The 22021-nt window shown below is 72.8% G+C and carries 21 protein-coding genes and 1 riboswitch; of the genes, 11 read left to right on the top strand and 10 right to left on the bottom strand.

The window, feature by feature from the left end; all coding sequences use genetic code 11:
• Positions 1-51 precede the first annotated feature (51 nt).
• The 3 genes from ACFWZH_RS34890 to ACFWZH_RS34880 all read right to left on the bottom strand — a co-directional run bounded on the left by ACFWZH_RS34890 (position 52) and on the right by ACFWZH_RS34880 (position 2468).
• Positions 52-465: a DUF3040 domain-containing protein gene (locus tag ACFWZH_RS34890; protein ID WP_384440804.1), complete on the bottom strand. Its 414-nt coding sequence runs from the start codon at positions 463-465 to the stop codon at positions 52-54.
• A 259-nt stretch (positions 466-724) separates the two neighbouring features.
• Entirely contained in the window at positions 725-1480 is a 756-nt protein-coding gene (locus tag ACFWZH_RS34885; protein ID WP_384440801.1) for a methyltransferase, read from the bottom strand.
• A gap of 502 nt (positions 1481-1982) precedes the next feature.
• Positions 1983-2468 carry an SAV_6107 family HEPN domain-containing protein gene (locus tag ACFWZH_RS34880; RefSeq protein ID WP_384440798.1) on the bottom strand — a complete coding sequence of 162 codons (486 nt, stop codon included), beginning with the start codon at positions 2466-2468 and terminating at the stop codon, positions 1983-1985.
• A 431-nt stretch (positions 2469-2899) separates the two neighbouring features.
• Here ACFWZH_RS34880 and ACFWZH_RS34875 point away from each other — a divergent pair, with 431 nt between their 5' ends.
• The 5 genes from ACFWZH_RS34875 to ACFWZH_RS34855 all read left to right on the top strand — a co-directional run bounded on the left by ACFWZH_RS34875 (position 2900) and on the right by ACFWZH_RS34855 (position 9247).
• Complete coding sequence (locus ACFWZH_RS34875; RefSeq protein ID WP_384440795.1) at positions 2900-3715, top strand: ATP-binding cassette domain-containing protein; 816 nt, start codon at positions 2900-2902, stop codon at positions 3713-3715.
• Positions 3687-5894 (top strand): YhgE/Pip family protein, encoded by a 2208-nt coding sequence (locus ACFWZH_RS34870; RefSeq protein WP_384440792.1) that lies wholly within the window; start codon positions 3687-3689, stop codon positions 5892-5894. Before ACFWZH_RS34875 ends, ACFWZH_RS34870 begins: the two co-directional genes overlap by 29 nt.
• 107 nt (positions 5895-6001) lie before the next feature.
• Complete coding sequence (locus tag ACFWZH_RS34865; RefSeq protein ID WP_384440789.1) at positions 6002-6616, top strand: TetR/AcrR family transcriptional regulator; 615 nt, start codon at positions 6002-6004, stop codon at positions 6614-6616.
• Positions 6617-7032: 416 nt separating this feature from the next.
• Positions 7033-7653 carry a DUF4126 domain-containing protein gene (locus tag ACFWZH_RS34860; RefSeq protein ID WP_384440786.1) on the top strand — a complete coding sequence of 207 codons (621 nt, stop codon included), beginning with the start codon at positions 7033-7035 and terminating at the stop codon, positions 7651-7653.
• A 76-nt stretch (positions 7654-7729) separates the two neighbouring features.
• Positions 7730-9247 (top strand): phytoene desaturase family protein, encoded by a 1518-nt coding sequence (locus ACFWZH_RS34855; protein WP_384440783.1) that lies wholly within the window; start codon positions 7730-7732, stop codon positions 9245-9247.
• A 140-nt stretch (positions 9248-9387) separates the two neighbouring features.
• On the opposite strand, the gene ACFWZH_RS34850 is transcribed toward ACFWZH_RS34855, so the two are convergent.
• The 5 genes from ACFWZH_RS34850 to ACFWZH_RS34830 all read right to left on the bottom strand — a co-directional run bounded on the left by ACFWZH_RS34850 (position 9388) and on the right by ACFWZH_RS34830 (position 14274).
• The gene (locus ACFWZH_RS34850) at positions 9388-10551 is read right to left on the bottom strand and encodes a hypothetical protein (RefSeq protein WP_384440780.1); all 1164 of its coding nucleotides are present in this window, start codon (positions 10549-10551) and stop codon (positions 9388-9390) included.
• A 36-nt stretch (positions 10552-10587) separates the two neighbouring features.
• Entirely contained in the window at positions 10588-11505 is a 918-nt protein-coding gene (metF, locus tag ACFWZH_RS34845) for a methylenetetrahydrofolate reductase [NAD(P)H] (protein ID WP_384440777.1), read from the bottom strand.
• A 222-nt stretch (positions 11506-11727) separates the two neighbouring features.
• Entirely contained in the window at positions 11728-12375 is a 648-nt protein-coding gene (gene thiE / locus ACFWZH_RS34840) for a thiamine phosphate synthase (RefSeq protein WP_384440774.1), read from the bottom strand.
• A gap of 109 nt (positions 12376-12484) precedes the next feature.
• Positions 12485-12850 carry an Rv2175c family DNA-binding protein gene (locus ACFWZH_RS34835; protein WP_384440771.1) on the bottom strand — a complete coding sequence of 122 codons (366 nt, stop codon included), beginning with the start codon at positions 12848-12850 and terminating at the stop codon, positions 12485-12487.
• Positions 12851-13032: 182 nt separating this feature from the next.
• A complete protein-coding gene (locus ACFWZH_RS34830; protein WP_384440769.1) occupies positions 13033-14274 on the bottom strand; it encodes an NAD(P)/FAD-dependent oxidoreductase in 1242 nt (413 codons plus the stop codon).
• Positions 14275-14498: 224 nt separating this feature from the next.
• Positions 14499-14611, top strand: a riboswitch (TPP riboswitch).
• On the opposite strand from ACFWZH_RS34830, the gene thiO reads away from it, so the two are divergent.
• From thiO to ACFWZH_RS34805, 5 genes are all read left to right on the top strand, one after another.
• Complete coding sequence (gene thiO, locus ACFWZH_RS34825) at positions 14609-15847, top strand: glycine oxidase ThiO (RefSeq protein WP_384440766.1); 1239 nt, start codon at positions 14609-14611, stop codon at positions 15845-15847. (Overlaps the previous riboswitch by 3 nt.)
• Complete coding sequence (gene thiS / locus ACFWZH_RS34820; protein ID WP_384440763.1) at positions 15844-16059, top strand: sulfur carrier protein ThiS; 216 nt, start codon at positions 15844-15846, stop codon at positions 16057-16059. Before thiO ends, thiS begins: the two co-directional genes overlap by 4 nt.
• 111 nt (positions 16060-16170) lie before the next feature.
• Positions 16171-16911: a thiazole synthase gene (locus tag ACFWZH_RS34815; RefSeq protein WP_384440861.1), complete on the top strand. Its 741-nt coding sequence runs from the start codon at positions 16171-16173 to the stop codon at positions 16909-16911.
• Between the two features lie 427 nt (positions 16912-17338).
• Positions 17339-19312 carry a Stk1 family PASTA domain-containing Ser/Thr kinase gene (gene pknB / locus ACFWZH_RS34810; RefSeq protein ID WP_384440760.1) on the top strand — a complete coding sequence of 658 codons (1974 nt, stop codon included), beginning with the start codon at positions 17339-17341 and terminating at the stop codon, positions 19310-19312.
• Between the two features lie 51 nt (positions 19313-19363).
• Entirely contained in the window at positions 19364-20263 is a 900-nt protein-coding gene (locus ACFWZH_RS34805; RefSeq protein WP_384440757.1) for a deoxyribonuclease IV, read from the top strand.
• Between the two features lie 22 nt (positions 20264-20285).
• On the opposite strand, the gene ACFWZH_RS34800 is transcribed toward ACFWZH_RS34805, so the two are convergent.
• The gene (locus ACFWZH_RS34800) at positions 20286-20909 is read right to left on the bottom strand and encodes a sulfite oxidase-like oxidoreductase (RefSeq protein ID WP_384440754.1); all 624 of its coding nucleotides are present in this window, start codon (positions 20907-20909) and stop codon (positions 20286-20288) included.
• Between the two features lie 155 nt (positions 20910-21064).
• On the opposite strand from ACFWZH_RS34800, the gene bfr reads away from it, so the two are divergent.
• Positions 21065-21541, top strand: coding sequence for a bacterioferritin (gene bfr / locus ACFWZH_RS34795; protein WP_384440751.1), 477 nt, complete (start codon positions 21065-21067; stop codon positions 21539-21541).
• A 40-nt stretch (positions 21542-21581) separates the two neighbouring features.
• Here bfr and ACFWZH_RS34790 read toward each other — a convergent pair whose 3' ends face one another.
• On the bottom strand, positions 21582-21869 hold the full coding sequence (locus ACFWZH_RS34790) for a bacterioferritin-associated ferredoxin (RefSeq protein WP_384440748.1): 288 nt from the start codon (positions 21867-21869) through the stop codon (positions 21582-21584).
• Positions 21870-22021 lie beyond the last annotated feature (152 nt).

Genomic DNA, 22021 nt, shown 5'->3' with positions numbered 1-22021 from the left:
GCTACGAAGAAGGCGAGATCCAGGCCGGTCGGGCTGCCGGACCTCGGGGCGTCAGTGACCTTGTTGCTCGTCCCGGCGCCGCTGCCAGCGGTCCTCGATGCGGTTCATCATCGAGCGCCGCTGCCTGGACTGACGGCGTGCCGCTGCACCTGCGCCGCCACCGGCACCCGCACCGGCCTGCTGCTCACCGGGCTTGGGAGCCTTGCGCCATCCGGTGACCGCCAGCACCGCACAGCCGAGCATGACGAGGAAGCCCACCACGCTGATCCAGATCTGCTGCGCGACCATGCCGGCCATGAGCAGGGCGATACCCACCAGGAAGCCCGCGACCGCTTGGTAGACCCGTCGCCGGGTGTACGTACGCAGCCCGCTTCCCTCAAGCGCTGTCGCGAACTTGGGATCTTCGGCGTACAGCGCTCGCTCCATTTGCTCGAGCATGCGCTGCTCGTGCTCCGAGAGCGGCACGGAGTCCTCCTACTCGTCGGTCGCGGGGGGCGACCGGGGTGCGACCCTTTCAGGATAGGCAGGGATTCGCCCCCGTGAAACCCGCCCCTCGACGCCAATTCACTGTCCGGGCCGCCGCAGCGGCCGGTGGTGATGCTGCCTGCATTCCCCACCCGCCTGTCCGTCATGCCGGAACGTCGTACCCCGATCATACGGGGCGAAGGGGCTGATCGGGTGGCCTGTGGCCGACTGCACGCGGTAGCCGGCCGTAGCGTGCGGGTCAGTCGCGTTCCGCGAGGACGTGCAGCTGCGTGGCCACGGAGTGGAACGCGGGCTGCTCGGCGGCGGCCGCCTCCAGCTTCAGCAACGCGTCCATGGCGCCCGGCTCGGTGTCGACCAGCACCCCGGGGACCAGGTCGGCGAAGACCCGCACGCCGTGCACCGCGCCGACCTCCAGGCCCGTGGCGGCGATCAGTTCGGTGAGCTGGTCGGCGGTGAACCGGCGGGGCATCGGGTCGCCCTCGCCCCAGCGGCCGGCGGGGTCGGTGAGGGCCTGGTGGGCTTCGGTGAAGTGGCCGGCGAGGGCGCGGGCGAGGACGGCGCCGCCCAGACCGGCCGCGAGCAGGCTGAGGGTGCCGGCCGGGCGCAGCGCGTCGACGACGTTGCGGATGCCCTCGACCGGGTCGTCGACGTACTCCAGGACGCCGTGGCAGAGCACGGCGTCGTAGCCGCCGCGCTCGACGACGTCGAACAGGCCGTGGGCGTCGCCCTGTACGGCGCGTACCCGGTCCGCCACGCCCGCCTCCGCGGCGCGGCGCTCCAGGGCGAAGAGGGCGTTGGGGCTGGGGTCGACGACGGTGACGCGGTGGCCGAGGCGGGCGACCGGCACGGCGAAGTTGCCGGAGCCGCCACCGGTGTCGAGGACGTCCAGGGCGTCGCGCCCGGCGGCCTTGACCCGGCGCTCCAGGGCGTCCTTGAGGACGTCCCAGACCACGGCGGTACGAAGGGATGCGCGCGGGCGCAGCGGGTCAGACACGGCGGGTGGCTCCTCGGCGGGGGCATGAACATCTAGGCGTCCACCACCCTATTCCGTCCCACGCCATCCGCCGATTGCAGAGCCGAACGGATTGCGCGCGGCGTGATCGTTGTGCGGGGCGTGACCGCTGATGGGGCGGCCACGCGGGGACGATCGCACAGGGGGATCGGGGGGAGACGGCGTCGCGTGGTGGGAGGCACGGCACCGCCACGGGGGGGGCGCCGTCGCATGGGGGGGGAGGTACGGCACCGCCACGGGGGCGCCGTCGCATGGGGATGGTCGGCGCCGCGGGTGGCGCGGGGACGCCTCGGGGAGCTGCCCCGAGGGTGCCGCGGGGGGGGCGCGCAGGGGGCCGCAGAGGGTGTGGGCAGGATGGCGGCCCACGTTCCCTTTCCCCCCTCTCCCCCGGGGCCCCTCCCCCCGCCCCGCCCCACCCCTCCCCGCCTCTCCCGGAGATCTCAGCTCCCCGGTCCTGTCCTGCTCTGCCTCCCCTCCCTCCCCCTTACCCCGCCCGCTGGGGCGGCAGGGACGGCTGGAGGAGCAGCATGCGCTCCACCAGGCGCAGGAACATCGCGGCATCGCGCAGGAGATCGTCGGCGTCGCGGCGGCTGGCCGCGCCGGCTATGCCGGCCTCGGCCTTGGCCCGGCGGGCGGCTCCGGCGGCGAACAGGGCGCTCCACTCCGCGAGTTCGGGGGCGACCTCGGGCAGCACCTCCCAGGCGCTACGGATACGCTGCCTGCGCCGTACCGTGGTCTCCGGACGCCCGCGGACGGCGAGGACCGCGGCCGCGGTGCGCAGCGCGGCCAGATGGGCCGTGGCGAACCGCTCGTTGGGAGTTTCCAGGGTCTGGGCTTCGTCGAGGCCGTGCTGGGCCTGGGTGAGCAGGTCGAGGGCGGCGGGTGGTGCGGTGGTCCGCCGCAGGACGGGGTGGACATCGCTCGGGGGACCGTACGCAGCGGAGCTGCCCCTGTTGGGACGAGCTGCCATGACGAACCTCCTGTCGTCGCATGCCGGTTGGGACCGAATGCTGATTCGGACCGTATGACCCCATCGTGAGGTACACCACTGACAATCGCCCCTGACCTGCCCTTTCGTTGGAAACGGGAAGGTTTTCGCACGCCGCACGCCGCACGCCGCACGCCGCACACCGCGCACACGCACGTCCGGGACCCCGGAACCCCGGAACCCCGGCACGACTCCCGACCGGAATGCCCAGCCCATCACCCCCCTGTCCGACTCGCCACGAGAAGTCCGTCCGGAAGTCCGTCCGGAAGTCCGTCCGGGCACGTTGACGCATCCCGGTGGAATCCCCCGGAATCCCGACGGATTACCGGCGGATTCCCAACACCCCCTTGCGGAACGGGGGGTGGAATGCTGCATAGTGTTTTGAACTGACTGGTCAGTTCAAGGGAGGGATCGTGGACAGCACCCCGCACGGGGCGGCGGTCACGGCCGCGGGATTCGGGGTCGAAGGCCCCCGCGGCTGGGCGTTCAGGGACATCGACATCACTGCCGGGCCCGGCTCGCTGATCGCCGTGCAGGGCCCTTCGGGCTCGGGCCGTACGTGTCTGCTGCTCGCGCTCACCGGGCGGATGAAGCCGGCCGCGGGCACCGCCGAGGTCGGCGGGCTGCCGTTGCCGAAGAAGATGGCCGCGGTCCGGTCCGTGTCCGCGCTCGCCCATGTGCCGGGCGTCGCCGAGCTTGATCCCTCTCTCACTGTAGGCGAGCATCTGCGCGAACGCGCCCTGTTGCAGGGCCGGTTCGGCGGTTCGCTGCGTGCGCTGCTGCGGCCCCGACGGGAGCGCAGGGCCGAGGCCCGCGCGCTGGTGGACGGTGCGCTCAAGGCGGCCGGCCTCGATCTGGAGACGCTGCCCAAGGGGATCCGTACCTCCGTGCGCGACCTGGAGCGGCTGGAGGCGCTGCGGCTGTCCGTGGCGCTGGCGCTGATCGGCGGCCCGCGGCTGCTCGCCGTCGACGACACCGATCTGAAGCTGTCCGACGAGGAGCGTGCGGCGGCCTGGACGATGCTGCGCGGCCTGGCGGCGGCCGGCACGACGGTCCTCGCGGTGTGCAGCGAGCCCCCCGAGGGCGGCGAGGGTGTGGTGCTGGTGGGTACGGGCGGCCGCCCGGAGCAGGCCGCCCCTGAGGACGGCCACGACGAGCACCCCGCACAGGACAAGCACGACGACGAGGAGGGGGCGGCCGATGCGCTCGCCGAAGCTGGCCGCGCTTGAGCTGAAGCGGTTCGGGAGGGGGAAGCTGCCGCGCGCCGCGCTGGCCGCGCTCCTGCTGCTGCCGCTCCTGTACGGCGCGCTGTACCTGTGGTCCTTCTGGGACCCGTACGGGCGGCTGGACAAGATACCGGTCGCGCTGGTCAACGCGGACAAGGGCGCGGACGTCGGCGGGAAGCGGATCTCGGCCGGCGACGGCATCGTCGACGGACTGGCCGACAGCCACACCTTCGACTGGCGCCCGGTGGACGCCGAGGAGGCCGCCAAGGGCGTCGAGGACGGCACGTACTACCTGTCGCTGTCGATCCCGGAGGACTTCAGCCGGCGGATCGCCTCCAGTTCCGGTGACCACCCGGAGACCGGCGCCCTCAAGGTGCGGACGAACGACGCGAACAACTACATCGTCGGGCAGATCTCCCGGACGGTGTTCTCCGAGGTGCGTGCGGCGGCCTCGAAGAAGGCGTCGCGCACCTTCTTCGACAAGATCTTCGTCTCGTTCTCGACCCTGCACGACAAGACCCAGGAGGCCGCGAACGGCGCCGGCCGCCTCCGGGACGGCATCGGGCAGGCCAAGGACGGCGCGGGCAAACTGGCCGACGGGCTGGGCACCGCGAAGAACGGCAGCGGCCGACTCGTCACCGGCCTGGGCGACCTCGACGCGGGCGCCGGACGGCTCTCCCAGGGCAGCTCCGACCTGGCGCGGGGAGCCGGTACGGCGGCCGACGGGTCGCGCCAACTGGCCGACGGCTCCCGGCAGGTGGCCGACGGCACCCAGCGGCTGGCCGACACCGTCAACCGCATCGACCGCAAGGTGGGGCCGTTCGTCCGGGCGCACGGCAAGGAGATCGGCGAGGCGGCGCAGCTCGTCGCGGACGGTTCGCAGGCGGTCCGCGACCACCTGGGCGCGCTCCCGGCGGCGGCCTCCACAGGGGCGAAGCTCTCCCGGGGGATCTCCGACCACCTGGCGAGGTACTACCACTCGCGCTGTGAGAGCGGCCTCACCCTGGAGACCTCCTGCGACGAGCTGAAGCAGCTCAGGGACGACGCGGCCGCCGCGGCGGACAAGGCCGAGGAGATCAGCGGGTACGTGCACGACCAGAAGAACCTGGACCGGCTGGACCGGGACCTGGCCGCCCTGCACGATCTGGCGAGCGAGCTGGCCGAGCACGGGCCGACGCTCGGCGCCGACATGGACGCCGCGGTCAAGAAGATCAACGATCTGAACGACGGCGCGCACAAGGTGGCCACGGGCGCCCACCGGCTGGCCGCCGGGAACGCCCGACTGGCGGCCGGCGCGGGCAAGCTCGACGAGGGGGCCCACCAACTGCACGACGGCACGGGCCGGGCCGCCTCCGGTATGGGCGACCTGGACGCGGGCGTGGGCAGGCTGAAGAGCGGCGCGCACACCCTGGACGGCGGGCTGTTCAAGCTCTCCGACGGCTCGCGGAAGCTGGCCGGCGGGCTGCACGACGGGGTGAAGCAGATCCCCGACTACGGCAAGAAGGACCGCGACGCACGCACCCTGGTCATGTCCGACCCGGTGCAGCTCGCCTCGGACTCCGCCCACAAGGCGCCGAACTACGGCACCGGGTTCGCCCCGTACTTCATCCCGCTGTCGCTGTGGGTGGGCGCCATGGTGGCGTACATGCTGATCCAGCCGCTCAACCGGCGGGCGCTGGCGATGGGCGCGTCCTCCTGGCGGGTGGCGGTCTCCGGCTGGCTGCCGGTGGTCGGCGTGGGGGTGCTGCAGACCGCGGCCCTGATGGCCGTACTGCACTTCGCGCTGGGCCTGGAGATGGCGCGGGCGGCCGGCACGATCGGCTTCCTGGTGCTGGTCACGGCCTGTTTCTCGGCGATCGTGCAGTGGCTCAACGCGCAGTTCGGGCCGGCCGGCCGGATCCTGGTGCTGGCGCTGCTGATGCTCCAGCTGACCTCGGCGGGCGGCACGTACCCGGTGCAGACCAGCCCCGGCTTCTTCGGCGCCCTCCACCCGTATCTGCCGATGAGCTACATCGTGCAGGGCCTGCGCCGGCTGATCACGGGCGGTGATCTCGGGCCCGTATGGCAGGGCAGTGCGGTGCTGCTGGCGTTCACCGCCGGGGCACTGGTGCTGACGTCCCTGACGGCACGCGGCCGCCAGGTGGTGCGGATGAAGGACCTGCACCCGGAGCTGAGCCTGTGAGCTCCCACCTGCCGCCCGCCGCGCTGCCGGAGCCTCCCCCGGGCTCCGTCCGGGGGTACCCCCACCGCGGCGGGCAGCAATTCCCGGGGAACGGCACAATCGCCTCCATGGACAGCTCCACTACACGCCGCGACGCCACTCGGCGCAAACTCTTCGAGGCCGCGGTCACGCTCATCGCCGAACAGGGCTTCTCCTCCACCACGGTGGACGAGATCGCCGAGCGGGCGGGCGTCGCGAAGGGCACGGTCTACTACAACTTCGCGAGCAAGAACGTTCTCTTCGAGGAGCTGCTGCGGCACGGCATCGAGCTGCTGGCGACCTCCCTGCAGGCGGCCGCCGAGGAGGTGGCGGACCGGGGCGGCACCCGGATCGACGCGCTGGACGCGATGATCCGGGCCGGGCTGGACTTCATCTCCCGCTACCCGGCGCTCACCCAGCTCTACGTCGCCGAGCTGTGGCGCACCAACCGGGCGTGGCAGTCGACGCTGATGGTGGTGCGTGAACGGGCCATCACGGTGGTGGAGGACGTGCTGCGGGAGGCGGTGGCCAACGAGGAGCTGAGCGAGGAGATCGACATCCCGCTGACGGCCTCGGCGTTGTTCGGGATGGTCCTGGTGGCCGCCCTGGACTGGCAGTCCTACCAGCCGGACCGGTCGATCGACGAGGTGCACGCCGCGCTGTCGCGGCTGCTCCAGGGGCGGGTCAGCGGCCCTCCCACGTAGAGGCCGCCGGCAGGCCGTGCCCCTGGGTGGTCGGCGCCCCCCCGGGCGCCGGGTGAGAAGTGCGCGCCGTCGTGGTCAGGAACGGCGCGCACCCTTTCTCCCCCGTGGGCCCGCGCAAAAGAGTGCGCTGCCCTGGCACGAATCGTTCCCCCGCCGATCCGACCAGGACAGCGCTTCCCCCGTGCTCCCCCGTGGAGCCCCCGTGCCCCCGTACTTCCCCCGTGTCCCCCGTCACGTCCGGGAGCCGCGCCGCTCCGCCGCCCCGTGTCGGCGGTGCGGCGCCGCTTCCCTTCCGTGGCGCATACTCTTCCGTCTTGGCGGGTTCCGGCCCATCCGCGTACCTACTCATCTGGGCGTCTGAGTACGGATACTCAAAGCTGAGCACCGGCCCCCAGTGGGGGCCTACGATCTCCGGCGTGTCCGTACTTCCCTTGGTTTTCACCAGTGGCTGGGCGAGCGGGATCAACGCCTACGCCGTCGTCCTGCTCTTCGGCCTGCTCGGCACGGCCGGCGTCACCGATGAGGTGCCCGCGGCGCTGCAGCGCCCCGATGTGCTGATCGTGGCCGGGGTGCTCTTCGTGTGCGAGGCCGTCGCCGACAAGGTCCCGTACGTGGACTCGGTCTGGGACGCCGTGCACACGGTGATCCGGCCGATCTCCGGCGGCGTGGTGGCGGCCCTGCTGGCCGGGCACGACGGTTCCCTGCCCGAGCTGGCGGCGGGTGCGGTGGGCGGCACCACGGCGCTGCTGAGCCATCTGGTCAAGGCGGGCGCGCGGATCGCGGTCAACACCTCGCCGGAGCCGGCCAGCAACATCGTGCTGAGCCTGCTGGAGGATCTCGGCGTCGCCGGGCTCATCGCGTTCGCGGTCTTCTATCCGGTGGCCGCGGCGGTCATCGCGGCGGTGCTGCTGGCCGCGGGCATCGCGATGGTGGTCCTGCTCTGGTCGCGGATCCGCCGGTTCCTGCGGCGCCGGCGTGCCCGACGCGAGGAGAAGCGCCTGGCCGCGGCGGGCGGGGTGGTGCCACCGGCCGGCTGAGCGCCCCGCCCCGGGCCGGACCGCCTGCGCACCGGCGCCGCGGGCGTTGTCAGTGGCGCCGGATAAAGTCGCAGGCATGGCACGGATTGCGGTGATCGGCGCCGGGATGGGCGCGATGGCAGCCGCCGCCCGGCTGGCCGTCGCGGGCCACCAGGTGGCGGTGTTCGAGCGCGGCGCGACGCACGGCGGCGCGGTACGGCGACTGGAGCGGGACGGCTTCTCCTTCGATACGGGGCCGGGCCTGCTGCATCTGCCGGCCGTCTACCGCGACCTGTTCCTCAAGACCGGTCGTGAGCCGCTGGAGAGCTGCGTCGAGCTGTCCCAGGTCGACCCCGCGAGCCGCCATGTCTTCGCCGACGGCACGGCCGTGTCGCTGCCCAACGCCTCGCGGGCCGGCGTCCTGGCGGCTCTGGACGAGGCGCTGGGCGCGGGCGCCGGTGAGCGCTGGAGCGCGCTGGTGGGCCGCGCCCGCGAGGCCTGGGACGCCACCCGGCGGCCGCTCCTGGAGGAGCCGCTGTGGCAGGACTGGCGGGTGCTGGGCCGCGATCCGTATCCGGCGGTGCGCAGGCGCGGGCTGTTCGGGCGCGGCAAGGGCCCCACGACGGCCACGCTCGCCGAGGTCGCCCGCCGCGAGCTGGCCGACCCCCGGCTGATCGCGCTGCTGGAGAGCCATGCGCTGGCCTACGGTTTCGACCCGCGCAGCGCCCCGGCGAGCGCCGCCGTGCTGCCGTACATGGAGCAGACCTTCGGGAGCTGGTACGCGCGCGGCGGCATGCGGGCGCTGGCCGACGCGCTGTACGCACGCTGCCTGGCGCGCAAGGTGGAGTTCGCCTTCGGCGCGGAGGTGACCCGGATCGTCGAGAAGGACGGCGGAGCGACGGGTGTCGAGCTGGCCGACGGGCAGACCGCGCCGGCCGAGTTCGTGGTCGCCGGCATCGATCCGGCCCGGCTGCCGGCGCTCCTCGACGGGCGCGAGCCGTACGGGCCGGACGACGTGCGGCCGCAGGCCGGCCCCGGTGACCGCGCGACGGGGCGGCTCACGGTCTGTCTGGCGCTGCGCGGAGCACGCGAGGCGGGTGCCGTCCATCGGACCGTGGTGCACGCCGTGGACCGCGCGGCGGAGCTGGCGGGTGTGTTCGGCGACGGCGACGGTCCGCGGCCGTCGTGCGCGCGGCCGACGGTGACCGTGCTGCGCCCGGACGATGCTGCCACCCGGCCCGACGACGGCCATGAGGCCGTGACGCTGGCCGCGACCGTCGCGCCGCCCGGCCCGGACGGCCGGCTTGAGGGGGCGGCCGTCGAGGCGGCCGCGGACCGGCTGACGGAGGTCGCCGAGGCGGCGGTGCCGGGGCTGCGGGAGCGGGTGCTGTGGCGCGAGGTGCTGCCGCCGGCGGCGGACGCGCTGGTGCCGGGCCCGGCGCTGGCCGGCCGGGACGGGCGCTTTCTGCGGCCCGGCAACCGCACCCGGATACCGGGGCTCTACGTGGTTGGCGGCTGGTCGCACCCGGGCGGCGGGCTGGCGCACTCCGGGATGTCCGGCGCGCTGGTCGCGGGCCTGATCGTGAACGGCGACGACTGGCACGGCTCCACCTGAGCGGGGTGCCGGCGGCGAGGCGAACGGTGCGGGCCTGACGGCGGCCGGGTACGAGCCCGGCGGCGGGCCGTGGCCGGCAGGGGCTGTCGTCGCGCCCCGTGCGGATCAGCGGTACTGCTGGCCGTTGCGGCCCGTGCGGTTCAGTAGCGGTACTGCTGCCCGTCGTACCCCTGCTGCTGGTACGGCGGGTAGGGCGGCTGCTCGGGCGGGAGTTCGCTGTCGCGCTGCTGCGGGACCCACGCCCCGCCGGGCGGCGTTCCGCCGTAGCCCTGGTCCGCGTTCTGGCCGGACTGCCCGCCCTGCCCGTCGTACTGCTGCGCGCCGTAGGACGGCTGGGCGTACGGGTCCTGCTGCTCGTAGGGGTCGTAGGAGCCGCCGGAGTACTGCTGGGCGCCGGTGTAGGGGTCGGAGTAGGGCGCCTGGCCCTGGCCCGAGCCGTCTCCGTAGGCCGCGTAGGGGTCGGCGTAGGCGTCCTGGCCGGCCGCGGTCTGACCGTAACCGCCGCCGTACGCATAGCCGTTGCCGTCGTTGTTCCCGCTGTCGGCGGTGGTGCCGTAGGCGTCGTAGCCGCTGTAGCCGGGCTGCGGGGTGCGGGCGTCGGGGCTGTAGATGCCGTACTGGCCGGTCTCGTCGGGCATCGGCTGCGGGGCGTAGACGGTGCCGGCGTCGGCCCGCGCGTAGTCGCCCTGTCCGTCGTACTGCTGGGCGCCGTAGGACGGGCCGTCGTAGGACGGCGCGGGGAAGGCCTGCGTGGCGAAGACGCTCTGGTCCTGCGGGTCCTGGTAGGGGTCCTGGCCGCGGTAGCCGCCGTCGGCCGGGTAGCCGTCGGCCTGGTAGTCGTACGAGCCCTGCCCGGCGTAGGTGTCCTGGCTCTGGAAGCCGCCCGTGCTCCGGAATCCGCCGGTGCTCTCGAAGGTGTCCGGGCCGCCGTCGGCGCCCCCGCCGGGGCCGTCGGTGGGCGTCGCGGCCTCCAAGTCGGAGATCTGCAGGGTCGGTTCGGCGGCGGGGGCACCCGCCGCACGGCCCCGACGGCGACGGCTGGCGCCGGGCTTGCCGCCCAGCGCCCAGCCGGTGGTGAAGCCGCGCTTGAAGGAGAGCGTCACATTGACCTGGCCGACGGCGAACGCGCCCAGGCCCACCCCGATCACGATCACCGAGGGGATGATCACGCCCACGACCACGCCGAGGAAGCCGGTGAAGGCGAGCAGCCGCCAGCGCAGCCGGGCCTTGTACTGGAGCAGTACCTCACCCAGCAGCCACAGGGCGACCAGGCCGAACGCGATATAGAGGACCGTCCAGCCCATATACGCCCTACTTCCGCCGTTGGCCGGCCACCGTGATCAGGACTGCTGGTGCAGCCCCAGATTCTCGTAGATTTCCAGGGTCGCCGTGGAGTGGTTCAGGGTAATGAAGTGCAACCCGGGAACGCCCTCGGCCATCAAGCGCGCACACAGATCCGTCGCGTACTCGATCCCGATGGAGCGTACCGCCGCCGGGTCGTCCTTGACGGCGAGGATGCGCTCGGCCAGCTCGGGCGGGAATGCGGCATTGCTGAGCTGGGCGAACCGCTCGATCTGGCGGACGTTCGTGACCGGCATGATCTCCGGAATGATGGGCGTCGAGCAACCCGCCGCGGCGACCCGGTCGCGCAGCCGGAGGTAGTCCTCAGGGTAGAAGAACATCTGGGTGATGGCGAAGTCCGCGCCGGCCCGGCACTTGTCGACGAAGTGGGCGACATCGGTGTCCCAGTCCGTCGAGCGCGGGTGCATCTCGGGGAAGGCGGCGACGCCGACACAGAAGTCGCCGGACTCCTTGATCAGCCGGACCAGGTCGGCGGCGTAGGCGAGGCCGTCGGGGTGCCTGACCCACTCCCCCATCGGGTCGCCGGGCGGGTCGCCGCGCAGCGCGAGCATATTGCGGATCCCGGCGTCGGCGTACTGGCCGATGATGTTGCGGAGGTCCGCCGTCGAGTGGTTGACCGCGGTCAGATGGGCGACCGGGGTGAGGGTGGTGTCGGTGGCGATGCGCTCGGTGGCGCGCACCGTTCCGTCACGGGAGGTGCCGCCGGCGCCGTATGTCACCGAGACGAACGTCGGGGCGACGGCCTCGATCCGACGAATGGCGTTCCACAGGGTCCGCTCACCCTTCTCGGTCTTCGGGGCGGCGAACTCGAACGAGTATGACTGCTTGCCGGAAGCCAGCAGTTCGCGCACGGTGCGTGCGCGATCAGTCCTGGTGGAAGCTGTACCTAGGGCCATACCGGCAGGTTAACCACGGGCCGGGCACACACCAACCGTCATCGACGTTTTGCCTGGTTGGTCGGCTTCGTGTCCACTGATTGGACATTTTCCGGCCGCCTGGGCGTCCGATTCCCGCCCCCGTCGCCCCTCGCGCCCCGGCTCTCCGGAGCACGAGCGGGGGTGTCTCCCGGGCCCGGCCACGACGACCCGTCGGACCCCGCCATGACCCGTCGGACAGGCCTAGTCCCAGCCGCGGACGCGCTTGGCCAGCGCTGCGGCCGCCGCGCCCGGGTCGTCGGCCTCCGTGATGGCGCGGACCACCACGACCCGGCGGGCGCCCGCCCGGAGCACCTCGTCCAGATTGCCGGCGTCGATCCCGCCGATCGCGAACCAGGGGCGCTGCGGAGCGCGCGCCGCGGTGTAGCGGACCAGGTCGAGGCCGGGGGCGTGGCGGCCCGGCTTCGTGGGCGTCGGCCAGCACGGGCCCGTGCAGAAGTAGTCCACGCCGGGCTCGGCGATCGCGGCGTCCACCTCGGCCTCGGCATGGGTGGAGCGGCCTATGAGGATGTCCGCGCCGAGGACGGCGCGGGCGGCCGGGACCGGCAGATCGCCCTGCCCGAGATGCAGCACATCGCTGCCGATCGCATGGGCGACGTCCGCGCGGTCGTTGACCGCGAGCAGCTTTCCGTGCCGGCGGCAGGCGTCCGCGAAGACCTCCAGATGGCGGAGCTCCTCGCCGGCCTCCATGCCCTTGTCGCGCAGCTGGACGATGTCGACGCCGGAGGCGAGCACCGCGTCCAGGAACCGGGGGAGGTCGCCCTGGGCCCTGCGGGCGTCCGTGCAGAGGTAGAGCCGGGCGTCGGACAGGGCCTGTCGTGCGGTGGTCATCGGGCGGCTTCCCCCCAGGTCGGGGGTGTACGGGCCGGACCTTCCGGACCGTACACCCCGTAGTTGTGGTTACGGATGCTGGTGCGGTTGCTGACGAGCGCCGGGCGCGTCAGACGGCGAGCGCCTGGGCCCGGCGCTTCACCTCCGTGCCGCGATTCTCGCGCAGCGCCTGCGCCGGGGTTCCGGGGAGGGTCTCATCCGCGGTGAACAGCCACTCCAGCATCTCCTCGTCGGTGAAGCCGTCGTCCTTGAGGAGCGTGAGCGTGCCGACGAGGCCCTTGACCACCTTGTCGTCCTTGATGAAATCGGCGGGTACCTGCAGCACCCTGTTCTCGCCGCGGCGCACCGCGATCAGCTGGCCCTCCTTGACCAGCTGCCGGACACGGGTCACCTCGACGCCGAGCTTTTCGGCGATGTCGGGGAGGGTGAGCCAGGCGGGGACGAGTCCATCGATGTTTGCGTCAATCTCGGTCACAGGACAAGCCTGCCACCTCGCACTGACAGTCGGTAGCCGGGCATCGCCATCAGGGGCCTCCGGCACACCGGAGGGTGACGACACGCCTGTCGACACGGCCGTCGGCACACCTGCCGACGGACAGGTCCGGCGCGCCTCCACGCCCGCCGCGCCCGCCCGGCAGTCCGGCACCCGGGTCCGCCCTACTGCACCGCGGCCTTCAGCGGCACGGCGGCGTTCGCGGCCCGGTCCCGGTCGAGGGTCACACCCCGCTCGATGAGCTTGCGCCCCTGGGCGAGGTCCCTCGGCCGCCCCACGGCCAGCAACGCGACGAGCCGTCCGCCCCGCAGCCAGATCACCGACCAGGCGGCCTGGGCCGGGTCACCGCGCCAGACCAGCTCGTCGGCGTCCCCGTGATGGCCCGCGTACTGCACGAACCGGCCGAACTGCTCGGACCAGAAGTACGGGACGGGGTCGTAGACCATCCCCTCCGCCTCCCCGCGGGCGATGTTCTCGGCGACCGTACGGGGGCCCTGGAGGGCGTTGTCCCAGTGGTGGATCAGCAGACGGCTGCCGTAACGGGCGGACGGGAAGGAGGCGCAGTCGCCGACCGCGTACACATCGGGCACGGAGGTGCGCAGCCGGTCGTCGGCCAGCACCGAGCCGTCCTCGGAGGACACCTCGACGCCCGAGCCGGCCAGCCAGGCGGTGGCGGGCCGGGCCCCGATCCCGACGACCACGGCGTCGGCGGGCAGCGTGGCGCCGTCCTCGAGGGTGACCAGGCCGGCGGTGACGGCCGCGACCCGGGCGCCGGTACGCAGCTCGGCGCCGGCGTCCGCGTACCAGCCGGCCATATGGGCGGCGACCTCGGCGGGCAGTGCCCCGGCCAGTGGGCGGTCGGCGGCCTCGACGACGGTGACCGCGCAGCCCGCCTCGCGCGCCGCGGTGGCGAACTCGGCGCCGATCCAGCCCGCCCCGACGACCACGATCTCGTGCTGGGCGGCGAGCACCGGGCGCAGCCGCTCGGCGTCGTCGAGGGTGCGCAGCAGGTGGACGCCGGGCAGGCCCTCGCTCCCGGGCAGCGTGATCGGGGCGGCGCCGGTCGCGATCACCGCGTAGTCGTAGGAGACCGGGCCCCGGACCGTCTCGACCCGGTGGGCGTCCGGCACCAGGGCGGTGACCCGGCGGTCGAGGTGGAGCTCGATGTCGAGCGCGGCGAAGTCCACGTCGAAGGCGGAGCCGTCCGCCTTGCCCAGCAGCACCGCCTTGGACAGCGGGGGGCGGTCGTAGGGCTGGTGGGGCTCGTCACCGAGCAGCGTGATCGCGCCGCGCCACCCCTGTTCACGCAGGGCGACCGCGGTCTGCACGCCCGCGATTCCGGCGCCGACGATCACGACGCGCGGCGGGTGGCCGGGAGACTGGGAGGATGTGCTCTGCTCGCTCACCCGATCACTCTAGGACGGTGTGCGACGCCGCTCGCAGCACCGCGCGACGAGATCTCTGACACAGCGTCATGACCGCGCTCCAGGGGCCCGTGCCCCGCCCCGCGGGCTCCGGGGACGGCACGGCCACGCACGCGCCACCGGTGCCGCTCCCCCGACAGCCGCGGCCCCCGTGTACGCCGACCGTTCCCTTACCCCGGCTCGCGCCCCGTATTAGGGTGACGGCTACACGCACTCGCGGGAGCCCGGACGCACCGGGCTGAGAGGGAGGCTGGCCGGCCTCCGACCGTACGAACCTGATCCGGGTCATGCCGGCGAAGGGAGGGGCTGGACGCCCATGCATCCATCTGCCACACCATCGAAACCAGTCACCGGGCACCCTGATGTGCTCGTCATCGGGGGCGGCGTCATCGGCCTGGTCACCGCCTGGCGGGCGGCCGGCCGCGGGCTGACCGTCACGGTGGCCGACCCGGCGCCCGGTGGCGGCGCGGCCCGCGTCGCGGCCGGAATGCTGGCCGCGGTCACCGAGCTCCACTACGGCGAGCAGACCCTGCTGGCCCTCAATCTCGACTCGGCGCGGCGCTACCCGCGGTTCACCGAGGAGCTGGAGGAGGCGGCCGGGACGTCGATCGGCTACCGGCGGTGCGGCACCCTGGCCGTCGCGCTGGACGCCGACGACCGCGCCCACCTGCGCGAACTGCACGCCCTGCAGATCCGCTCGGGCCTGGACTCACAGTGGCTCACGGGCCGCGAGTGCCGCCGCCTGGAGCCGATGCTGGCCCCCGGCGTACGCGGCGGCCTGCGGGTCGACGGCGACCACCAGGTCGACCCGCGGCGGCTGGCGAGCGCCCTGCTGGTGGCCTGCGAACGGGCCGGGGTGGTCCTCCACCGGAGCCGGGTCGAGCGGCTGACCTTCGACGGCGGCCGCGCCTCGGGCGCCGAACTCGCCGACGGCACACGGCTGTCGGCCGGGCAGACCGTGCTCGCGGCGGGCAGCCACATCGGTCGCCTGACCGGCGTCCCCGACGAGGTGCTGCCGCCCGTCCGGCCGGTCAAGGGACAGGTGCTGCGGCTGCGGCTGCCGGACGTGCCCGCCGGGTCCCCGGCCTTCCTGTCGCGCACCGTACGGGCGGTCGTGCGCGGCAACCCCCTCTACCTGGTGCCGCGGGAGAACGGCGAGCTGGTCGTCGGCGCCACCATGGAGGAGCTGGGCTGGGACACCACCGTCACCGCGGGCGGGGTCTACGAGCTGCTGCGGGACGCCCACGAGCTGGTCCCCGGCATCACCGAGCTGCCGCTGGTGGAGACCAGCGCCGGGCTGCGCCCCACCTCCCCCGACAACGCGCCGCTCCTCGGGCCGACCGCTCTGCCCGGCCTCCACCTGGCCACCGGGCACTTCCGCAACGGGGTCCTGCTGACGCCGGTCACCGGTGACGTGATGGCCGAGGTGCTGGCCACCGGGAACGTCCCCGACGAGGCCCTTCCCTTCACCCCCGCGCGCTTCTCCCGTGGCGGGACCCTCACCGCCGCCCCGGGGGCCGCGCGCGCCCGCTTCCTGGAGGAGCAGCCCGTATGAGCAGCGCCAGTGTTTCCGTGTCGGTCAACGGCGAGGCCCGCGAGATCCCCGGCGGACTCACCCTCGACCGGCTCGTCGCGACCCTGTCCGCGGCGCCCACCGGGGTGGCCGCGGCGCTCAACGAAGTCGTGGTGCCGCGCACCCAGTGGCCCACCACCCCGCTCGCCGAAGGTGACCGCGTCGAGGTGCTCACCGCGGTCCAGGGAGGCTGATCCGCAGACATGACCGATACCGAGGTGTCCCGAGGGGCGGCCCCCGCCCCGTCCGCCGCCGGCCCCGACCCCCTCACCATCGCCGGCACCACCTTCCGGTCCCGCCTGATCATGGGGACCGGCGGGGTGCCCAGCCTCGACGTCCTGGAGCGCGCGCTGCTCGCCTCCGGTACAGAGCTGACGACGGTCGCCATGCGGCGGCTGGACCCGACCGTGCAGGGCTCGGTGCTGTCCGTGCTGGAACGGCACCGGATCCGGGTGCTGCCCAATACGGCGGGCTGCTTCACCGCGGGCGAGGCGGTGCTCACCGCCCGGCTCGCCCGGGAGGCGCTCGGTACCGACTGGGTCAAGCTGGAGGTCGTCGCCGACGAGCGCACCCTGCTGCCCGACCCGATCGAGCTGCTGGACGCCGCCGAGACCCTGGTGGACGACGGTTTCACCGTGCTGCCCTATACGAACGACGATCCGGTCCTGGCCCGCAAACTGGAGGACGTGGGCTGCGCCGCGATCATGCCGCTGGGCTCGCCGATCGGCTCCGGCCTGGGCATCCGCAACCCGCACAACTTCCAGCTGATCACCGAACGCGCCGGCGTCCCGGTGATCCTTGACGCCGGCGCGGGCACCGCCTCGGATGCCGCCCTCGCCATGGAGCTGGGCTGCGCGGCGGTGATGCTGGCCTCCGCGGTGACCCGCGCCCAGGAGCCGGAGCTGATGGCCGAGGCGATGCGCCACGCGGTGGCCTCGGGCCGGCTGGCCTACAGGGCGGGCCGGATCCCGCGCCGGCACTTCGCACTGGCGTCCTCCCCTACGGGGGGCGTGGCGGAACTGGATCCGGAACGACCGGCGTTTTAGCCCCTCCGCTGCCTGTCCGCTGCGCTTGGCTGGCTTCCCACGTTGTCGGCTTTCCCGCCGTGGGGGTTTTCGCCGTTGCGCCTGCGGCGGGCGGTTGTGTGTCGGGTGCGGTGACAGCCCTACGGACTCCGTCCTACGGTCTGTCCCCTCCCGTGGGTGGGTGGAAAGAGCGGTCGGTGGGGGCGAGCCCCGTCCGTCGACTACCGGCACACGAGGGCATACGGGGACCCCCACCGGTCTCCTCTCCCCCACCCACGGGAGGGGGCGGACCGCAGGACGGAGTCCGGAGGGCCGCACCCGCTGCCGAAAACGCCCCGCGCAGCGGCACCCAGCCCGCCGCAGGCGAAAACAAGCGAAACCACCACGGCGGGAAAGCCGACAACGTGGGAAGCAAGCCAAGCGCAGCGGACCCGTAGACTCGTCTGCCGTGGATACGACGCTCCAAGACCCGCTCGTGGGCCAGCTGCTCGACGGCCGCTACCGCGTCCAGGCACGCATCGCCGCCGGCGGTATGGCCACGGTCTACAAGGCGGTGGACACCCGCCTCGACCGGGTGCTCGCGCTGAAGGTGATGCATCCGAGCCTCGCCGCCGACGGAGCGTTCGTGGAGCGCTTCATCCGTGAGGCGAAGTCGGTGGCCCGGCTGTCGCACCCGAATGTGGTGGGCGTCTTCGACCAGGGCACCGACGGTACGTACGTCTATCTGGCCATGGAGTACGTCGCCGGCTGCACCCTGCGCGATGTGCTGCGCGAGCGCGGCGCCCTGCAGCCGCGGGCCGCGCTGGACATCCTGGAGCCCATGCTGGCCGCCCTGGGGGCCGCGCATCGCGCCGGGCTGGTGCACCGCGACATGAAGCCGGAGAACGTCCTGATCGGCGACGACGGCCGGGTCAAGGTCGCCGACTTCGGTCTGGTGCGGGCGGTGGACACCAACACCACCGCCTCGACGGGGTCGCTCCTGGGGACCGTGTCGTATCTGGCGCCCGAGCAGCTGGAGCACGGCACCGCGGACGCCCGGGTCGACGTCTACGCCTGCGGCGTGGTGCTCTACGAGATGCTGACCGGCGGCAAGCCGCACACCGGCGGCTCGGTGGCGCAGGTGCTCTACCAGCATCTGCACGAGGACGTACTGCCGCCGTCCGAGCTGGTCCCCGGGCTCGCCCCGCGGCTGGACGAGCTGGTCGCGCTGGCCTGCGCCCGCGATCCGCAGCAGCGGGCGCAGGACGCGGTGGCGCTGCTGTCGCAGGCGCGGGAGACCCGGGCGGGGCTGACCGACGAGCAGCTGGACGTCGTTCCGCCGCAGGCCAAGGAGGTGCCCGAGGGCGGCGCCGGGGCGGGCGACGGTACGGAGCGTACGGACGTGCTGCCGCGGCCCGGCGGTGTGCAGCTGCCGCCCGGGACGGACCAGGCCCAGTTGAACCGCACCAGCCGCCTGGAGGTGCCGCCGGCGGAGCAGACGACCAGGCTGCGGCCGGTGCCGGCCGCCCCTGCGGCGCCCGGCGGCGGGCTGATGCAGCGGCGGCGGCTCGTCACCGTCATCGCGGCCGTGCTGCTGCTCCTCGGGGTCGGCACCGGCGTCTGGTACATCAACTCGGGCCAGTTCACCACCGTCCCCGCGGTGCTGGACATGCCGCAGGACAAGGCCGTCGAGACGCTGCGGGACGCGGGGCTGGGGGTCAAGGTCGTCCGCGGCTTCAGCTCCAACGTGGAGCGCGGCCATGTCATGAAGACGGACCCGGCGAACGGCAAGCAGATCCGCGGCACGGGCACGGTCACGATCACCGTCTCCCGCGGACCGGAGATCGTCACGATCCCGGATCTGTCGGGGACCCCGGTCGCGGACGCCAAGCGCAAGCTGCGCGACCTCGGTCTGATCCCGAGCACCGTGACCCGTGACTTCGACAAGGACGTCGCCCCGGGGTCGGTGATCCGCACGGACCCGGCCGCGGGCACCAAGCGGCGGCCCGACACGGCGGTGGCGCTGACCGTCAGCCGGGGCGCCCAGGTCGATGTGCCCGGTGTGATCGGCAGCGACCGCGCGGAGGCCGAGGCCACGCTGCGCGCGGCGGGCCTGCGGGTGCGCATCGCCGAGGAGCGGGTGTTCTCCCCGCAGGACAAGGGGGCCGTCGCCCGGCAGACGCCGAATCCGGGCGAACCGCTCGGCAAGGGCGAGACGGTCACCCTCACGCTCTCCAAGGGCCCCGAGATGATCGCCGTCCCGGATGTCACCGGCATGAGCGAGGCGGACGCCAAGAAGGAGCTGACCTCACACGGCTTCCGGGTCGAGGTGAAGAAGCCGTTCCTGTTCCCGCAGGACGAGGTCGACACCCAGTCCGTCGAGCCCGGCGAGAAGGCTCCGAAGGGCGGCACGATCACCATCAAGCTGAAGGGTGCGCTGTAGCGGCGGGGATCCGCGGCCGGGCGGCCGCGGGGCACCTGGCACCCTGGGAGGGTGAGCCAATCCCCCTCCCCCGAGGGCGCCGAGCAGCGCGCCCGTGCCCGTAATCCGGTCGGCGGCCATGTGCCGGTGGCCGGCGGCCTGGCCAAGACCGGCATTCCGTACGCCCGTGAGATGGGTGACGAGGTCGTGCAGGTCTTCGTGGCCAATCCGCGCGGCTGGGCGACGCTGCCCGGCAGTCCCGAACAGGACGAGGCGTTCCGTGCGGCCTGCGCGCTGCAGGGGATGCCGGTGTACGTGCATGCGCCGTATCTGATCAACTTCGGTTCGCACACCGAGGCGACGGTCGAGCGGTCCGTGGCGTCGCTGCGCCATTCGCTGCGCCGCGGCCGGGAGATCGGCGCGCTGGGCGTGGTCGTGCACACCGGCTCGGCGACCGGCGGGCGGCCCCGCGAGGCGGCGATGGCGCAGGTCAGGGAGCGGATGCGGCCGTTGCTCGACGAGCTGACGCACCCCGACGACCCGTGGCTGCTGTTGGAGCCCACGGCGGGGCAGGGCGCCTCGCTGTGCTCCCGGGCCGAGGACCTCGGGCCGTACTTCGACGCGCTGGACCGGCACCCGAAGCTGGGCGTCTGCCTGGACACCTGCCATGCCTTCGCGGCCGGGCACGACATGGCGGCGCCGGGCGGGATGAAGGCGCTGCTGGACGAGCTGGTGGAGGTCACCGGCGAGGGCCGGCTGAAGCTGATCCACGCCAATGACTCCAAGGACGTGGTGGGCGCGCACAAGGACCGGCACGAGAACATCGGCACAGGTCACATCGGCGCGGAGCCGTTCGCCGAGCTGTTCACCCATCCCTCGACCGCCGGGGTGCCGCTGGTCGTGGAGACCCCGGGCGGCAAGGAGGGGCACGCGGCCGATGTGGCCCGCCTCAAGGGGCTGCGGCCGTACTAGGCAGCGCCCGGGGCGCCGGGCGTCAGAGCTCGGGCCCGTCCCCGGGCTCTTCCTGGTACGAGTAGCGCTGCTCGCGCCAGGGGTCGCCCAGGTTGTGGTAGCCGCGCTCCTCCCAGAAGCCGCGGCGGTCGGCCCGCATGTATTCGATGCCGCGGACCCACTTGGGGCCTTTCCAGGCGTAGAGGTGCGGAACGATCAGGCGGACCGGAAAGCCGTGCTCGGCGGTGAGCAGTTCACCGGAGCGGTGTGTGGCGAAGATGCACTTCTCCGCGGCGAAATCCTCCAGCCGCAGATTCGAGCTGAAGCCGTACTCGGCCCACACCATCACATGGGTGACATCCGGCGCGGGCGGCGCAAGGTCCAGAACGGTCTTCGTGAGCACGCCGCCCCATTCGGCTCCCAGCATGCTGAATTTCGTCACGCAGTGCATATCGGCCACGACCGTGGCGTAGGGCAGCGCCGTGAATTCCTCGTGCGACCAGCAGTGCTTCGCGCCGTCCGCGGTGGCACCGAAAGCCCGGAACTCCCAGCGTTCGGGGCGGAACTTCGGGACCGGTCCGTAGTGCGTCACCGGCCAGCCCCTCTGCAGCCGCTGCCCCGGAGGCAGCTGTGCATGCTCCTCTTCGCGGCTTTCCGGCTGACCCATGCCCTCCATGTTGTCAGACCGGAAGGGGTGCCGATGACCAGGGACGGAGGGATTCGGGCAACTCGTACTAAGCGTGAACTTACTGGACGCCCTCTCCGTGCGGTGCGAGGATGCGCGGCACCTGCCCAGTTCCCGCGTGGAAGGAGCCCGCAGCCATGCAGGGCGACCCCGAGGTCATCGAATTCCTCAACGAGCAGCTGACCGCCGAGCTGACCGCGATCAACCAGTACTTCCTGCACGCCAAGATGCAGGAGAACTTCGGCTGGACGAAGCTCGCGAAGTACACCCGCTCCGAGTCCTTCGACGAGATGAAGCACGCGGAGGTGCTGACCGACCGGATTCTGTTCCTCGACGGTCTGCCGAATTACCAGCGGCTGTTCCATGTCCGGGTCGGCCAGTCGGTCACCGAGATGTTCCAGGCCGACCGGCAGATCGAGGTCGAGGCGATCGACCGGCTCAAGCGCGGTATCGAGCTGATGCGCAACAAGGGCGACATCACCTCGGCGAACATCTTCGAGGAGATCCTCGCGGACGAGGAGCACCACATCGACTATCTCGACACACAGCTGGAACTCGTCGAGAAGCTCGGGGAGGCGCTCTACATCGCCCAGGTGATCGAGCAGCCGAGCTGAGCGGGCGGCGCGATGGCGGGAGCCCGGACGGCCCTGGGGACTACGCGGCCTCCGAGAGCGCCACGGGCACCACTGCGCCCACCTCCGCGCCCCGCTGCGGCCCGGGCGTGCGGTCCTCCGGGGCGAGCGGGTCGGATGCGCCGCTGTCGATGAGTTCCCGGCGCGGGCAGTCGCCCCTGCCGAGCAGGGCCTGGATGCGCCGTACGCAGCTGCCGCAGTCGGTGCCGGCCTTGCAGGCGGAGGCGATCTGGCGGGGCGTGCAGGCGCCCGTGTCCGCGTGCTCGCGAACCTGCTGCTCGGTGATCCCGAAGCAGGAGCAGACGTACACGCGGGTTCACCTCCGTTGGGGCTCTCGGGGAAGACTCACCGACCAGATCAGCTGATCTTGAGTGAGGTTACCCTTACCTTACCCGCCCCCTTGGGGCTTCACAACGGCCCCCCGGGCCCGAACGACGCAGTGGGGCGCGGATCACAGGATCC

Source organism: Streptomyces sp. NPDC059008 (assembly GCF_042749045.1).
Lineage (GTDB): Bacteria > Actinomycetota > Actinomycetes > Streptomycetales > Streptomycetaceae > Streptomyces.
The sequence above is the reverse complement of the archived record's forward strand: the minus strand, read 5'-3'. Positions and strand labels throughout refer to the sequence as shown.